We start from the raw sequence: 14,192 nt of genomic DNA, 5'->3' as shown, positions 1-14,192 counted from the left end.
CCCCCCCCCCCCCCCCCCCCTCCCCCCCCCCCCCCCCCCCCCCCCCCCCCCCCCCCCCCCCCCCCCCCCCCCCCCCCAAGACCGCGCTCCGTTACAAGTTTCCTTGACTGACTGGCATTGCTCCTGAATAGGTCTTTTGTCGTGTGTTTTTTAGGAAATGTCGTACTGCGGGTGGCGACCTGTGCTGTCTTTCCCGAGCGGGGCAGTGACGTTAGCCTTTCTCCTGTCATCGCCAAATCGGTGACAGGGCGTAGGAACCCTTGCTGATCTCTTCAGACGCTTTGCGTCCACCTTCTGATTGCGGTGCTTTTTTTATGCCCGGATAATCAGCCGCGGTGGCCGTGCGCGGGCACGCTTCTGCGTGGCCGGGGTTGTCTGAAGACTCGGTTCCTACCCCGCGTACGGCTGCCACCCAAGTCCGTAGGAAGACGATTGGCAGCTTTTTTCAGACAGCCAAGAGTAATCCACAATGGAAAATTCCATTCCCGAAATACAAGCTGACATCAGCTTCGAAGCGCAAATCTTCACCCGCCACCACCTCAAACTCCGCGCCTTGCTCCTGCATGACGAGGCCTGGTTCTGTGCCCGTGATATCGGGCATCTGATGGGGATCGAATGGCATGAACGCAAAGCCATCAAGCTCGACCCGGATCAACGGCGGGTATTGAAACTCAAGGGTAACGGCCGATCTGAAGATCACCTGATGCTCAGCGAATCCGGTGTCTACGCGATGCTGGTCTATCACTACCTGCCGGAGAATCGCCATCTGCGCCAATGGCTGACGCATCAGGTGCTGCCGATGTTGCGCGGTCAGCCGCAGCCGGCGTTGACCCAGGCGCCGTGCCTTGGGATTCTGGAGTGGGAGGGTGGGGCGCTGAGTCTGCTGCACTGGCGGAAAGAACCGTGGATTCGGCTGCGTGATATGCCGCAGGTGGTGCCGGTCAGTGGGTGTGGCAGCGTCTGGTAGAGAGCTATCGCGAGCAAGCTTGCTCCTACAGGATTTGTGTCGTGCACAGCCTGTGTGTTCGGCACCGTACTGTAGAAGCAGGCTTGCTCGCGATGGGGTGCGAAGCGCCCCCAAAACCGGTAAACACGGACTATCAGGCAGAACGCCGCCCCCGGTTTATCAGCCCTTCGCTTTCCCATTCATGTCCAAATGCCCCAACGGCACCCGCCGCTCAATCGCGCTCGACAACACAATCGAGGTCTTGCTGAAGCCGAACTGGGCAATCCGATTGATCAACTGCTCCAGCTCCGCCATGCTCCCCACCGCCGCCTGCAGAATCACACAGGGATCCCCGGTCACCCGATGGCATTCGGTAATCTGCGGAATCTGCGCCAGATCGTCGTAAGGCTGCTGCTTGCCATGCTGGTTGAGCCGCAACTCGATCACGCACTGGATCGGCAAACCGATCTTCGCCAGGTCCACCTTGGCCTGATAGCCGGTGATGACCCCGCTGCTTTCCAGCTTCGCCACCCGCTCCGCCACGGCCGGCGCGGACAGGTTGACCTTGCGCGCCAGTTCGGCGAACGAGGCGCGGCCATTGTCCAGCAGCTCACCGAGGATCAAACGGTCGTATTTATCCATCCACAGGCTCTCTATGACGCGGGCTTTCGAAACAGCGGTCGAAACCCGGAATATCCATGCTTTGCAAAGTGTACTGGCCTTATAACACGGTTTTGTAACTTATTATTTGCCGGGCGCCTTCCTAGAATAAGCCTCCCTTGTCCCGCCTGGATCTGCCCCCCATGCCTGCCCCTCGCCGTTTTCCGTTACCGCTGATCGGTGCCTTTTTTGCGTTGTATTTCATCTGGGGCTCGACCTACCTGGCCATTCGTATCGGCGTGGAATCCTGGCCGCCGTTAATGATGGGCGGCATCCGCTTTGTGATCGCGGGCACTCTGCTGTATGCCTATCAGCGCTTTCGCGGGGTGCCGGCACCGACCTGGCAGCAATGGAAAGCGGCGGCGGCCATCGGTGTGCTGCTGCTCAGTTTCGGCAATGGCGCGGTGACCCTCGCCGAACACATGGGCGTGGCCTCGGGCGTTGCCGCGTTGACGGTGGCGACGGTGCCGCTGTTTACCTTGCTCTGCGGGTTTTTCTGGGGCAACCGTAATACCGGTCTCGAATGGGCCGGGATTGTGCTCGGGCTGATCGGTATCGCCCTGCTGAACATGGGCTCCAACCTGCAAGCCAGCCCGCTGGGGGCCGGCCTGCTGCTGTTGGCCGCGGCGACCTGGGCCTTCGGTTCGGTGTGGAGCAAGCACCTGCCGTTGCCTCAGGGCGGCATGGCCAGCGCCGCGGAAATGCTGGTGGGTGGCGTGGTGCTGCTGCTGGCCAGCTTTGTCCGCGGCGAACGCCTGACCCAGATGCCCACCACCGACGGCTGGATTGCCATGGCCTATTTGACCGTCTTCGGCTCGATCATCGCCTTCAACGCCTATATGTACCTGTTGAAGCATGTGCGCCCGGCGGCGGCCACCAGTTATGCCTACGTCAACCCGGCTGTGGCGGTGTTGTTGGGCATCTTGTTCGCCGGCGAGCACATCGGTTGGCAGGAGTGCATGGCCATGGGCGTGATCATCAGCGCCGTGGTGTTGATCGGTTTACCGCAGTGGCGCAAGCCGAAAGAGGCCTGACAGGGTAAACTGCCGCGCATTGCTTCACGGCGCTGACACTTTTCCCGACGGTACTTCCATGACATTCGCCACACTCGGCCTGATCGAACCCCTGACGCGGGCCCTGGATACTCTGGGTTACCAGACCCCCACACCGATCCAGACCCAGGCCATTCCCGCCGTATTGGCCGGCCGCGACCTGATGGCCGCGGCCCAGACCGGCACTGGCAAGACTGCCGGTTTCGCCTTGCCGCTGCTGCAGTTGCTGACCCTGGAAGGGCCAAAGGTTACCGCCAACTCGGTGCGCTCACTGATCCTGGTACCAACCCGCGAATTGGCCGAGCAGGTGCATGAAAGTGTGCGCCAGTACGCCGAGCACCTGCCGCTGAGCACCTACGCGGTGTACGGTGGCGTCAGCATCAATCCGCAGATGATGAAGCTGCGCAAGGGTGTCGACCTGTTGGTGGCGACCCCGGGCCGCTTGCTCGATCTGTACCGTCAGAACGCCCTCAAGTTCAACCAGTTGCAGACCCTGGTGCTCGACGAAGCCGACCGCATGCTCGATCTCGGTTTCCAGGAAGAGCTGGGCAATATCTACAAGGCCTTGCCGAAAAAGCGCCAGACCCTGCTGTTCTCCGCGACCTTCTCCGATGCGATCCGCCTGCTGGCCGGGCAGATGCTCAACGATCCGCTGAGCATTGAAGTCAGCCCGCGCAACGTTGCGGCCAATACCGTCAAGCAGTGGCTGGTGACGGTGGACAAGAAGCGCAAGCCGGAGCTGTTCGTGCACCTGATGCGCAAGCAGCACTGGAAGCAGGTCCTGGTGTTCGCCAAGACCCGCAATGGCGTCGACCAGTTGGTAGAAAAACTCCAGGGCCTGGGCATCAATGCCGACGGTATCCACGGTGACAAGCCCCAGGCCACCCGCCAGCGTGCACTGGACCGCTTCAAAGCGAGCGAGATCCAGATCCTCGTGGCCACCGATGTGGCGGCCCGTGGCCTGGATATTGAGGACTTGCCGTTGGTGGTCAACTTCGACCTGCCGATCGTGGCCGAGGACTACATTCACCGGATCGGTCGTACCGGCCGTGCCGGCGCCACCGGTGAGGCGATTTCCCTGGTCTGCGCCGATGAGGTGAATCTGCTGTCGGCCATTGAGACCCTGACCCGTCAGACGCTCAAGCGTCAGGACGAAGCCGGTTTCGAGCCGGATCACCGGGTGCCGGACACCGATGCCTCGGGCAGTGTGATCAAGAAACCGAAGAAGCCGAAAAAACCGAAGGCCGCCGGTGGCAAGCGCAACCTGGGCAAGTGGGTCGACAGCGGCGAGAAGCCGGAAGATGTGGTGCAGTCGATCAAGCCGGTGCGCAAGGTGCCTGTGTTCAATACCGGGCCGCGCAAGCGCAAGCCGTAAGACCAGCACAACTATTGTGGGAGCTGGCTTGCCGGCGATGAGGCCCTTGAGTTTTGCATCGATTTCAAGTCCGCCATCGCCGGCAAATCTCAGGCCCGCTGCCGCAACCACTCCAGCATCCCTTGTCCCGCCACCCGCCCGCTGGCAAAGCAGGCGGTGAGCAGGTAGCCGCCGGTCGGTGCTTCCCAATCAAGCATTTCGCCGGCACAGAACACGCCGGGCAGTGCCTTGAGCATCAGTCGCTCGTCCATTGCCTCGAACGGTACACCGCCCGCGCTGCTGATGGCCTCGTCCAGCGGACGCGCCTTGACCAGCGTCAGCGGCAACGCCTTGATGGCATTGGCCAGGCGCGTCGGGTCGGCAAAGGTCTCGGCATTGGTCAGCTCCCGTAGCAGCGCCGCCTTGATTCCGTCGAGCCCCAACTGGCTGTGCAGGTGCTTGGCCATCGAGCGTGAGCCGCGCGGTTTGGCCAGCGCGGCCTGGACCTTGTCCAAAGACTTTCCGGGCAGCAGGTCGATCTCGATGGTCGCGCAGCCGTCCTGGTTGATCTGCTCGCGAATCGGCGCGGACAGCGCGTAGATCAGGCTGCCCTCGATGCCGCTGGCGGTGATCACGCATTCGCCCAGGCGCGGCGTGCCATGGGGCAGGGCGATGGCGACGTTCTTCAGTGGGGCACCGGCGAACTTGCCGCGCAGGACCTCGCTCCAGGCCATGACATCAAAGCCGCAGTTGCTCGGTTGCAAGGGCGCGACCGTCACGCCTTGTTGCTCAAACAGCGGCAGCCAGGCGCCGTCGGAGCCCAGTCGCGCCCAACTGCCGCCGCCCAGGGCCAGGAGCGTGGCGTCGGGCCGCAGGGTTTTTTCGCCGTCAGGGCTGTGGATAACCAGGCTGCCGTCACGCCAGCCCTGCCAGCGATGGCGGGTGTGGATAACTACCCCGGCTTCGCGCAGGCGCTTGAGCCAGGCGCGCAGCAGCGGGGCGGCTTTCATGTCGCTGGGGAAAACCCGGCCGGAACTGCCGACGAAAGTAGTTATCCCCAGGCCGTGAATCCACTCGCACAGTTCATCGGCGCCAAAGGTACGGAGCAGCGGGGCGATGTATGGCCCACGTTCGGCATAGCGGGAGAGAAACGCCGGGTAGGCTTCTGAATGGCTGATGTTCATGCCGCCGACGCCGGCCAGCAGGAACTTGCGCCCCACCGAAGGCATGCCGTCGTAGAGATCGACCTGGATACCCGCCTGGCTCAGCACCTCCGCGGCCATCAGACCGGCAGGGCCGCCACCGATAATGGCGACGTGGGGGACGGGGGTGGGGGCTGGCTGGGTCATGGCGGGCGGCGAATTGGCTGAACGAGCCGGGCATTCTACGTTTTTCCACCGATCATGTGGTGTACGCGGACCCTTGGGGCTGACTTGCTGTTGTCCCCCCGATCCTGTGTTTGACGCGGACTCGTGTAGGAGCCAGCTTGCTGGCGATGAGGCCCTAGAGTGTTGCATCGATTTCAAGGGCGCCATCGCCAGCAAGCTGGCTCCTACAAGGGATTGCATTCTTCCTGTGGGCTCGGGCTTCAGAGCGGCTGTACGAAAAACATACAGTCTTCCGCAGCCCTTTCCCCATAAGGCCTGTAGCGCATTTCACTCAGGTTATCCACAGGCGGTTCCACAGCCATTGTGGGTAAGCCCAGGCTTCAATGACAACCTGATGATATCCAGACCTTTTGCGCGCTGTGGTGCAGGATCCCGTGGCGTCGGGCCAGGGCCCGACGGTCCTTGCTGTAGCCGCCGCCAATCACCCCGACCACCGGGATATCCCGGCCCAGGCAATGGCGCAGGACACTTTCATCGCGGGCGGCGACGCCTTCATCGGTCAGTTTCAGGTAACCCAGGGCATCGTCCTTGTGCACATCCACGCCGGCGTCGTACAGCACCAGGTCCGGCTGGTAGAGCGGCAGCAAGTAGTTCAGGGCGTCATCCACCACCTTGAGGTAGTCGGCGTCACCCATGCCCATCGGCAAGGGGATGTCCCAATCGCTGTGGGCCTTGCGCGCCGGGAAGTTTTTCTCGCAGTGCAGGGAAACCGTGATGGCGTCCGGGGTGTCTTCGAGGATGCGCGCCGTGCCGTCGCCCTGGTGCACATCGCAGTCGAAGATCAGCACCCGTCCCACGCGGCCGCTTTCCAGCAGGTAGCGGCTGATGATGGCCAAGTCATTGAAAATGCAGAAGCCCGCCGGGTGATCGTAGTGGGCATGGTGCGTGCCACCCGCCAGGTGACAGGCCAGGCCCTGTTCCAGCGCCTGTTCGGCGGCCAGCAGCGAGCCGCCCACCGCGCGCACGGTGCGCCGCGCCAGGGCCTCGTTCCAGGGCAGGCCAAGGCGGCGCTGGTCTTCACGGGACAGTTCGCCAGCCATATAGCGCTCGATATAGCCACGGTCGTGGGCCAGGGCGAGGATATCCACAGGGCAGATCTGCGGGCGCAGCAGATCAGCGTCCCGGGTCAGGCCACTGTCCACCAGGTGATCGCGCAGCAGGCGGAATTTGTCCATGGGAAAGCGATGGTCCGCGGGAAAGTCCGGACTGTAATCATCGTGGTAGATCAAAGGCAGCGGCATGGCGAATTCATGTAGGAAGGAGTGAAGGATCTTATCAGCGCGATACACTGACGAGCAGGACGTCAGCGTTGAAAGAATCCGGAGGGAGAGTTGATGGGGCCGATACTGCGACTTGAGAGTGCACGCTTGCTGTTGCGCCAGTGGCGCGACGAGGACTTGCCGGAGTTTGCCCGGATGTGTGCCGATCCTCAGGTGATGCGCTATTTTCCGACGGTCCTCAACCGTCTGCAAAGTGCCGCGCTGATCGGGCGGATTCGCGGGCATTTCGCCGAATACGACTTTGGCCTCTGGGCGCTGGAACGCAAGGACAGCGGGGCTTTTATCGGCCTGACCGGGCTGATGCAGGTGAATTTCGAGGCCAGCTTCACCCCGGCGGTGGAAATAGCCTGGCGTCTGTCCAGCGAACACTGGGGCCTGGGCTATGCCAGCGAGGCGGCCTGGACCGCGTTGCGTTGTGGCTTCGAGCGGCTGTCCCTGGACGAGATCGTCGCTTTTACCAGCGAGAGCAACACGGCCTCGCAGAAGGTCATGCAGGCCATCGGCATGCATGACGATCCACTGTCCGGCTTCGATCATCCGAATCTGGCCGACGATCATCCGTTGCGGCGTCACGTGCTCTATCGCATCAGCCACGCGCAATGGCTGCGCACCTTGCAAGGATAACCCCGGGGTTGGCCGATCCGCCGCACCGCCGGGGGCGTCAAAGGCTGTATCATTCAAGGCCTGTGGTCAGCCTGCTGGCCACACAAGCGCGGATGGCTTGATCTCGTCGTTAAGTGAACAGTATTGCCCTGTGTGAGGAGCGTTTGAATGAGCCAAGTGCTGGAAGACCTGGTCGACTTGCTGACCCTGGAACCGATTGAAGAAAACCTGTTTCGCGGCCGCAGCCAGGACCTGGGCTTTCGCCAGTTGTTCGGCGGCCAGGTGCTGGGCCAGTCGTTGTCGGCGGCCAGCCAGACGGTCGAGGAAGCGCGGCATGTGCATTCGATGCACGGTTATTTCCTGCGCCCGGGCGATGCCGGCCTGCCGGTGGTCTACTCGGTCGACCGGGTGCGCGACGGTGGCAGCTTCAGCACGCGGCGTGTCACGGCGATCCAGAAGGGCCAGCCGATCTTCACCTGCAGCGCCTCGTTCCAGTACGACGAGGAAGGCTTCGAGCACCAGAGCCAGATGCCGCAGGTGGTAGGGCCGGAGAACCTGGCCACGGAGCTGGAGCTCACCCAGCAGCGCGCCCACCTGATCCCCGAGCACATGCGTGAAAAACTCCTGTGCCCCAAGCCTATCGAAGTCCGCCCGGTCACCGAGAAGGACCCTTACAACCCGCAGCCGGCGGACCCGGTCAAGTACGTCTGGTTCCGCGCCGACGGGGCACTGGCCGACTTGCCGGCGCTGCATAAATACCTGCTGGCCTACGCCTCGGACTTCGGTCTGCTGACCACCTCGTTGCTGCCCCATGGCAAGTCGGTGTGGCAGAAGGATATGCAGGTCGCCAGTCTTGACCATTCGCTGTGGTTCCATGCCGATCTGCGCGCGGATGACTGGTTGCTCTATGCCATGGACAGCCCGTGGGCCGGTAACTCCCGCGGGTTCTCCCGGGGCAGCGTGTATAACCGTGCCGGTGTGCTGGTGGCGTCGGTGACCCAGGAAGGTTTGATCCGTCATCGCAAGGATTGGGCATGAGTCTGGCTGAGGTACGGCATTGGGTGTTCGACATGGACGGTACCCTGACCGTGGCCGTGCACGATTTCGCGGCGATTCGCGTGGCCCTGTCGATTCCGCCGGAACACGACATCCTCACGCATCTGGCGGCGTTGCCGGCCGCTGAGGCCACGGCCAAGCATGCCTGGTTGCTGGAGCATGAACGGGACCTGGCGCTGGGTTCGAAACCGGCGGTGGGGGCGGTTGAGCTGGTGCGTGAGTTGGCCGGGCGTGGATATCGCCTGGGTATCCTGACGCGCAATGCCCGCGAGCTGGCCCATGTGACACTGGAGGCGATTGGCTTGGCGGACTGTTTCGCCGAGGCCGATGTGCTGGGCCGTGATGAAGCACCGCCCAAGCCGCATCCGGGTGGTTTGCTGAAGCTGGCCGAAGCCTGGAACGTGGCGCCGAGCGAGATGGTGATGGTCGGTGATTATCGCTTCGACCTGGATTGCGGGCGGGCGGCGGGGGCTCGGACCATATTGGTCAACCTGCCGGACAACCCGTGGCCGGAGCTGACGGATTGGCATGCCGAGGATTGTGTGGCGCTTCGGCAGATGCTTTCGGCTTGAGGGCCTATTCGCGGGCAAGCTCCGCTCCCACAAGGGGGTGTGTCGTACACAAATCATGAGTTCAACGTGCCTTCGCGGCGGTGCGGCGACCCGACAAGCGCCGCTCCCACACGTTTTGAGCAGTACGCAAAACCTGTGGGAGCGGAGCTTGCCCGCGAAGAGGCCAGTGCGGGCAACGCTGCTCTCATTGCCCACACTGAAAACCGTCAGCGCTGAAACAACGCCTTCTGCCCCTGCGGTGAAGTCAGCATCCCATCGCCGTTATGCCCGACCCCGGGCACCTCGACCAGCGTTTGCGTGAACCCTTGCGGATGACGCTGTTGCAGGTAGGCAAAATAGTTATGCCCGCGAATCAACCGATACGCCCCCTGGGCCTCCGCCCCGCAGCTCTTGTCCAGGGCCGGATGGTTCGGGTCGGTGTCCTGTTGCCCCAGCAGGTAGGTGATATCGCGCTGCACATAAGCCTGCTCCAACTGCGCCGGTGATTGCCCCTTGGCGTAGTCCGGCAGGTTCTGCAGGCCATACTTCCAGTCATTGAACCCCGGGCAGCTCGACGGATTGAACCCCGCCACCGGCCGCTGGGCGTTGAAATAGGCATAGGACGATGGGTTGGCGATCACATAACGCAGCTTGATGCCGCTCCCGGCCAACTGCGTATCGCCATGCCCCACCAGCGCATAGCGCTGCACCACCTGACCACCGCCGGAGTGCCCGGCGACGACCACTTCACGCAGGGCCGGAAACTTCTTCCGATTGCCCAGGCGCGCGAGGACTTCATCCAGGGCCGCATAGGAACTCATCGCCGAAGGCCCGGTCGATTCCGAACCGGCCATCCAGTCATCGCCCTGCCAGCGCAGCAGGTTGCCTGGCAGGTGATTGCGCCGCACATCACTTTCATTGAGGAACTGCGGCGCGATGATCAGGGTGTTGCGCTGCTGGCCCGCCTGGGCCGCGGCGGTCTCCGCGCTTTGCAGGTAGGTCATGGCATTACGCAGCCGCCCGTGCACGATGATCAACACCCGCTCTACATCCGGCATCGGCCCTTGCCAGTCGCGATTGAGCCCGACGCTCAACTCGCCGGCCGAGAGTTTCAAATGATTGGGGCTGACCTCCTTGACCCCATGTTCGGCGGCCTGGGCTTGCCCGCCGATAGCGCACATCCCCAGCAACAATGACCGACAGACTATTTTTTTCATTCACAGACTCTTGGCGACGAAGTTATCGCATTGGTTGAGTTGCCCTTGGGCGAAGCCGGCCTTGAACCAGTGCACCCGCTGCGCAGAGGTGCCGTGGGTGAAAGAGTCTGGCACCACACGTCCCTGGCCCTGCTGCTGAAGGCGATCATCACCGATTGCGTTGGCAGTGTTCAAGGCGGCTTCGATGTCGCCGGGTTCCAGCCATTTCAAACGTTGCTGCGCGTGATAGGCCCAGACCCCGGCCAGGCAATCGGCTTGTAGCTCCTGGCGGACCAGCAAGCCGCCGTCGCCTTCCATTTTTTGCCCTTGCTGGCGGGCCGCCTGCATCTTGGCGTGTCGGGCGTGGCGGCGGCCTGCTCGATCAACCGGAAGAGGCCCGGAATCGGGCCTCGGCGGAGGGCGGGTCAGTCGGCGAGGTTGGGGATCTTGCGCGGGGCCATGAAGTACAGCCAGAGCAGGGCAATGAAGTACATCGCCGGGATCAGCGTGAACAACACCGCGTAGTTGTTGTTCGTGACGGTCAGGATGTAGCCCACCAGTTGGGTCATGAACATGCCACCGATGGCCGCGCACATGCCGCCGAAACCGAACACCGTGCTCATCATGTGCTTGGGGGTGTAGTCCATCACCAGGCTCCAGATGTTCGCGGTCCAGGCCTGGTGCGCGCCGATGGCCAGGGAGATCGCGGCCACGGCGACCCACAGGTGGCTGGCACCGGCCGCCATCACTACCCCGACGATGCAGCAGGCGAACAGCAGCATCGACAGCAAGCGGGCGCGGATCGGGTTGATCCCACGGCCGATCAGGAACGAGGAGAGGATGCCGCCGCCGACACTGCCGAAGTCGGCGGTCAGGTAGATGATGATCAGCGGGATGCCCATCTGCGTCACGCTGATACCCAGGTTGTATTGCTGGTTGAGGAACGGCGGCAGCCAGTACAGGTAGAACCAGAACACCGGGGCGGTGAGCGAGTAGGCCAGGGCGAAGGCCCAGGTGCCGCGCATGCGCAGGATCCGTGAGAAGGGTACGGCGGGTTGGGCCGGTTCGACTTCCTGCTGGATATACGCCAGTTCCGACGACTTCACCGAAGGATGCGCTTGCGGGTCGAAGTATTTCAGGCCCCAGCACACCAGCCAGATACCGCCCAGCGCCGACATGCACAGGAACGCCGCCTGCCAGCCCCAGACCTGCAGGATCAATGGCAGCAGCATGGGCGTGAACATCGCGCCGACGTTGGTCCCGGCATTGAAGATGCCGGTGGCCACGGCCCGCTCACCGGCGGGGAACCACAGGCGGGTGGTTTTCACACAGGCCGGGTAGTTGGCGGCTTCGGTCAAGCCAAGAATCAACCGGCAGACCATGAATCCCAGCGCCGAGGTGGCCAGGCCATGGGCGCCGGTCGCCAGGCTCCAGAGCAACACGGAGAAGAAAAACACCCGCTTCACGCCGATCTTGTCGATCAAGCGTCCCTGCAGGACGAAACCGACGGCGTAACCGACCTGGAACCAGAAGTTGATGTTGGCGTAGTCCATCGCCGTCCAGCTCATTTCCTTGGCCAGGATGGGTTGCATGACACCCAGGGCGGCGCGATCGATGTAATTCAGGGTGGTGGCGAAAAACACCAGGGCCAGCATGCCCCAGCGGGTGGTGCCGACAGCCATGGCGCCACGAATCTTGTCGGCGATACCGCCGCGGGTGCTGCCCTGGGTGACAGGGGAGCTTTGTGAAGTCGAGAGCATGAGCGATTACCCGTTTTTTGGAATTGTCTGGGTGTGTTTCTGCAGCGTTTGAAGCATTGCCTTGGCCGGGACGATGGTGCGCAGTGGGCGAAAAACCGTCAATTCGCCGTGGGCTATTGTGGTCGATAATCGCACACAAAACTAACTAGTTCGTACACTTCGATTGAAGTCCGGGTTCCCCTGCATCAATAATTCGCTCACCTCTTGAGGCCGGCTGGATGAAGTCCCTTGTAGGAGTGGCCGGTCGACGCTCGATTGCCGGCGATGAGGCCGGTAAGCCTTGCATCGCCTGATCGGCCGCTATCGCCGGCAAGCCGGCTCCTGCAACAGCGGTGTCTGGCTTTAGGTCGTCGCCACAATAAAAAATGCCCACCGTCGGGAGTCGTTATATGCAGCGTTCCATTGCCACCGTTTCCCTGAGCGGCACCTTGCCGGAAAAACTCGAAGCCATTGCCGCCGCCGGGTTCGACGGTGTGGAGATCTTCGAAAACGATCTGCTGTATTACGATGGCAGCCCGCGGGAAATCCGCCAGATGTGTGCCGACCTGGGCATCGCCATCACCCTGTTCCAACCTTTTCGCGACTTCGAAGGCTGCCGCCGCGAGCGCTTGCCGCGCAACCTGGAGCGCGCGGAGCGCAAGTTCGACCTGATGCAGGAACTGGGCACCGACCTGGTGCTGGTGTGCAGCAATGCGTCGGCCGACAGCGTTGGCGACCAGCAGATCCTGGTCGATGACTTGCACCTGCTGGCCGAGCGCGCTGGCGCCCGTGGTCTGCGTATCGGTTATGAAGCCCTGGCCTGGGGCCGGCACGTCAATACCTACCAACAGGTTTGGGAGATCGTCCGCAAGGCCGATCATCCGAGCCTCGGGGTGTTGCTCGACAGCTTCCATACCCTGTCGCTCAAGGGCGATCCGAGCGCCATCGCGCAGATTCCGGGCGACAAGATCTTCTTCGTGCAAATGGCCGACGCGCCGATCCTGGCCATGGACGTGCTGGAATGGAGCCGGCATTTCCGCTGCTTCCCGGGGCAGGGTGAATTCGACCTGCCGGGCTTTCTCGCGCCGATCATCAAGAGTGGCTACACCGGGCCGCTGTCCCTGGAAATCTTCAACGACGGTTTCCGCGCCGCGCCGCCGCGGGCGAATGCCGCCGATGGCTTGCGTTCGTTGCTGTACCTGGAAGAGAAAACCCGCGAGCGCCTGGCGCAGGAGGGCGAACCGCCGGTCAATCTGGACGTGCTGTTCTCTGCGCCAGCGGTCAGTGAAAACGATGGCATCGAGTTTCTCGAGTTCGCCGTGGATGAAAGCCTGGGCGCCAAGCTGAGCCATTGGCTGGAACGCCTGGGCTTTGCCAAGGCCGGGCAGCACCGTTCGAAAAGCGTCAGTCTTCTGCGTCAGGGCGATATCAATCTGATCCTCAACTCCGAACCCTATTCCTTCGCCCACAGCTTCTTCGAGGCGCATGGTCCGTCCTTGTGCGCCACGGCGATCCGGGTCAACGACAGCGCCAGCGCTTTGGCCCGGGCCGTGGCCTACAAGGGGCAACCCTATCGTGGCCTGGTTGGTCCCAATGAACTGGAACTGGCGGCGGTGCGGGCACCGGATGGCAGCCTGATCTACCTGGTGGACCAGGACGCTACCGGCCAGAAACTCTATGCCAACGATTTCCACCTGTTGCCCGTCACGCCTTCGCGCGCCGGCCTCAAGCGCATCGACCACATGGCGATGGCGCTGCCCGCCGACAGCCTCGACAGCTGGGTGCTGTTCTACAAGAGCCTGCTGGATTTCGAAGCCGACGATGAAGTGGTGCTGCCCGACCCTTACGGCCTGGTAAAAAGCCGGGCGCTACGCAGCCGCTGCAGTTCGATTCGCCTGCCGCTGAATATTTCCGAGAACCGCAACACGGCGATCTCCCATGCGCTGTCGAGCTATCGCGGCTCCGGCGTGCATCATATTGCCTTTGACTGTGACGATATTTTCGCCGAGGTCAGTCGGGCGAAAGAGGCGGGTGTGCCGTTGCTGGATATCCCGCTCAACTACTATGACGATCTGGCGGCGCGCTTCGATTTCGACGATGAGTTCCTCAGCGAGCTGGCCTACTACAACGTGCTCTATGACCGCGACGCCCAGGGTGGCGAGCTGTTTCACGTGTATACCGAGCCGTTCGAGGGGCGCTTCTTCTTCGAGATACTGCAACGGCGTAACGGTTATGCCGGGTATGGCGCGGCGAACGTCGCGGTGCGCCTGGCGGCGATGGCCAAGTCCCGCAGTGGTGGGGTGCGTCACGCCCGGCTTTGACCTGGCGGCCTCCCCTGTAGGAGCGAGCTTGCTCGCGATGGAGGCC

General features: G+C 62.7%; 12 protein-coding genes and 1 pseudogene. 7 read left to right on the top strand and 6 right to left on the bottom strand.

What is annotated here, in order from left to right; genetic code table 11:
* Positions 1 to 469 precede the first annotated feature (469 nt).
* Positions 470 to 967, top strand: coding sequence for a BRO-N domain-containing protein (locus tag AC07T0_RS30755; protein WP_495004718.1), 498 nt, complete (start codon positions 470 to 472; stop codon positions 965 to 967).
* Between the two features lie 159 nt (positions 968 to 1,126).
* Here the strand turns inward: AC07T0_RS30755 and AC07T0_RS30750 are convergent, their stop codons facing one another.
* Positions 1,127 to 1,588 (bottom strand): Lrp/AsnC family transcriptional regulator, encoded by a 462-nt coding sequence (locus AC07T0_RS30750; RefSeq protein WP_495004717.1) that lies wholly within the window; start codon positions 1,586 to 1,588, stop codon positions 1,127 to 1,129.
* A 161-nt stretch (positions 1,589 to 1,749) separates the two neighbouring features.
* Between AC07T0_RS30750 and yedA the strand changes: the two genes are divergently transcribed.
* A complete protein-coding gene (gene yedA, locus AC07T0_RS30745) occupies positions 1,750 to 2,640 on the top strand; it encodes a drug/metabolite exporter YedA (protein WP_495004716.1) in 891 nt (296 codons plus the stop codon).
* A gap of 58 nt (positions 2,641 to 2,698) precedes the next feature.
* Entirely contained in the window at positions 2,699 to 4,033 is a 1,335-nt protein-coding gene (rhlE1, locus tag AC07T0_RS30740) for an RNA helicase RhlE1 (RefSeq protein WP_495004715.1), read from the top strand.
* Positions 4,034 to 4,122: 89 nt separating this feature from the next.
* Here rhlE1 and AC07T0_RS30735 read toward each other — a convergent pair whose 3' ends face one another.
* Entirely contained in the window at positions 4,123 to 5,361 is a 1,239-nt protein-coding gene (locus AC07T0_RS30735) for a TIGR03862 family flavoprotein (protein WP_495004714.1), read from the bottom strand.
* A 359-nt stretch (positions 5,362 to 5,720) separates the two neighbouring features.
* Positions 5,721 to 6,641 (bottom strand): histone deacetylase family protein, encoded by a 921-nt coding sequence (locus tag AC07T0_RS30730; protein ID WP_495004713.1) that lies wholly within the window; start codon positions 6,639 to 6,641, stop codon positions 5,721 to 5,723.
* Between the two features lie 93 nt (positions 6,642 to 6,734).
* On the opposite strand from AC07T0_RS30730, the gene AC07T0_RS30725 reads away from it, so the two are divergent.
* The 3 genes from AC07T0_RS30725 (at position 6,735) to AC07T0_RS30715 (ending at position 8,911) form a co-directional block, all read left to right on the top strand.
* Positions 6,735 to 7,304 (top strand): GNAT family N-acetyltransferase, encoded by a 570-nt coding sequence (locus AC07T0_RS30725; protein WP_495004712.1) that lies wholly within the window; start codon positions 6,735 to 6,737, stop codon positions 7,302 to 7,304.
* 147 nt (positions 7,305 to 7,451) lie between these two features.
* Positions 7,452 to 8,321 carry an acyl-CoA thioesterase II gene (tesB, locus tag AC07T0_RS30720; protein WP_495004711.1) on the top strand — a complete coding sequence of 290 codons (870 nt, stop codon included), beginning with the start codon at positions 7,452 to 7,454 and terminating at the stop codon, positions 8,319 to 8,321.
* Positions 8,318 to 8,911 carry an HAD family hydrolase gene (locus AC07T0_RS30715; RefSeq protein WP_495004710.1) on the top strand — a complete coding sequence of 198 codons (594 nt, stop codon included), beginning with the start codon at positions 8,318 to 8,320 and terminating at the stop codon, positions 8,909 to 8,911. The genes tesB and AC07T0_RS30715 overlap by 4 nt, the downstream gene beginning before the upstream one ends.
* Before the next feature lie 206 nt (positions 8,912 to 9,117).
* Here AC07T0_RS30715 and AC07T0_RS30710 read toward each other — a convergent pair whose 3' ends face one another.
* The 3 genes and pseudogenes from AC07T0_RS30710 to AC07T0_RS30700 all read right to left on the bottom strand — a co-directional run bounded on the left by AC07T0_RS30710 (position 9,118) and on the right by AC07T0_RS30700 (position 11,768).
* A complete protein-coding gene (locus AC07T0_RS30710) occupies positions 9,118 to 10,107 on the bottom strand; it encodes an alpha/beta hydrolase (RefSeq protein WP_495004709.1) in 990 nt (329 codons plus the stop codon).
* A pseudogene (locus tag AC07T0_RS30705) lies at positions 10,108 to 10,440 on the bottom strand (neutral zinc metallopeptidase); the annotation flags it as partial.
* 71 nt (positions 10,441 to 10,511) lie between these two features.
* On the bottom strand, positions 10,512 to 11,768 hold the full coding sequence (locus AC07T0_RS30700; RefSeq protein ID WP_495004719.1) for an MFS transporter: 1,257 nt from the start codon (positions 11,766 to 11,768) through the stop codon (positions 10,512 to 10,514).
* A 467-nt stretch (positions 11,769 to 12,235) separates the two neighbouring features.
* Between AC07T0_RS30700 and quiC the strand changes: the two genes are divergently transcribed.
* Positions 12,236 to 14,146, top strand: a complete 1,911-nt coding sequence (gene quiC / locus AC07T0_RS30695; RefSeq protein WP_495004708.1) for a 3-dehydroshikimate dehydratase QuiC — start codon at positions 12,236 to 12,238, stop codon at positions 14,144 to 14,146.
* The last annotated feature ends 46 nt before the right edge of the window (positions 14,147 to 14,192 follow it).

This window comes from Pseudomonas sp. GW821-FHT04D07 (genome assembly GCF_059420225.1).
The sequence above is the reverse complement of the archived record's forward strand: the minus strand, read 5'-3'. Positions and strand labels throughout refer to the sequence as shown.

What these genes read in the sequence shown, in the direction of transcription:
- AC07T0_RS30755 (WP_495004718.1), top strand. Translation starts at nt 470, where the DNA reads ATGGAAAATTCCATTCCCGAAATACAAGCTGACATCAGCTTCGAAGCG.
- AC07T0_RS30715 (WP_495004710.1), top strand. Translation starts at nt 8,318, where the DNA reads ATGAGTCTGGCTGAGGTACGGCATTGGGTGTTCGACATGGACGGTACC.
- tesB (WP_495004711.1), top strand. Translation starts at nt 7,452, where the DNA reads ATGAGCCAAGTGCTGGAAGACCTGGTCGACTTGCTGACCCTGGAACCG.
- AC07T0_RS30725 (WP_495004712.1), top strand. Translation starts at nt 6,735, where the DNA reads ATGGGGCCGATACTGCGACTTGAGAGTGCACGCTTGCTGTTGCGCCAG.
- AC07T0_RS30730 (WP_495004713.1), bottom strand. Translation starts at nt 6,641, where the DNA reads ATGCCGCTGCCTTTGATCTACCACGATGATTACAGTCCGGACTTTCCC.
- yedA (WP_495004716.1), top strand. Translation starts at nt 1,750, where the DNA reads ATGCCTGCCCCTCGCCGTTTTCCGTTACCGCTGATCGGTGCCTTTTTT.
- rhlE1 (WP_495004715.1), top strand. Translation starts at nt 2,699, where the DNA reads ATGACATTCGCCACACTCGGCCTGATCGAACCCCTGACGCGGGCCCTG.
- AC07T0_RS30750 (WP_495004717.1), bottom strand. Translation starts at nt 1,588, where the DNA reads ATGGATAAATACGACCGTTTGATCCTCGGTGAGCTGCTGGACAATGGC.
- AC07T0_RS30735 (WP_495004714.1), bottom strand. Translation starts at nt 5,361, where the DNA reads ATGACCCAGCCAGCCCCCACCCCCGTCCCCCACGTCGCCATTATCGGT.
- quiC (WP_495004708.1), top strand. Translation starts at nt 12,236, where the DNA reads ATGCAGCGTTCCATTGCCACCGTTTCCCTGAGCGGCACCTTGCCGGAA.
- AC07T0_RS30700 (WP_495004719.1), bottom strand. Translation starts at nt 11,768, where the DNA reads ATGGCTGTCGGCACCACCCGCTGGGGCATGCTGGCCCTGGTGTTTTTC.
- AC07T0_RS30710 (WP_495004709.1), bottom strand. Translation starts at nt 10,107, where the DNA reads ATGAAAAAAATAGTCTGTCGGTCATTGTTGCTGGGGATGTGCGCTATC.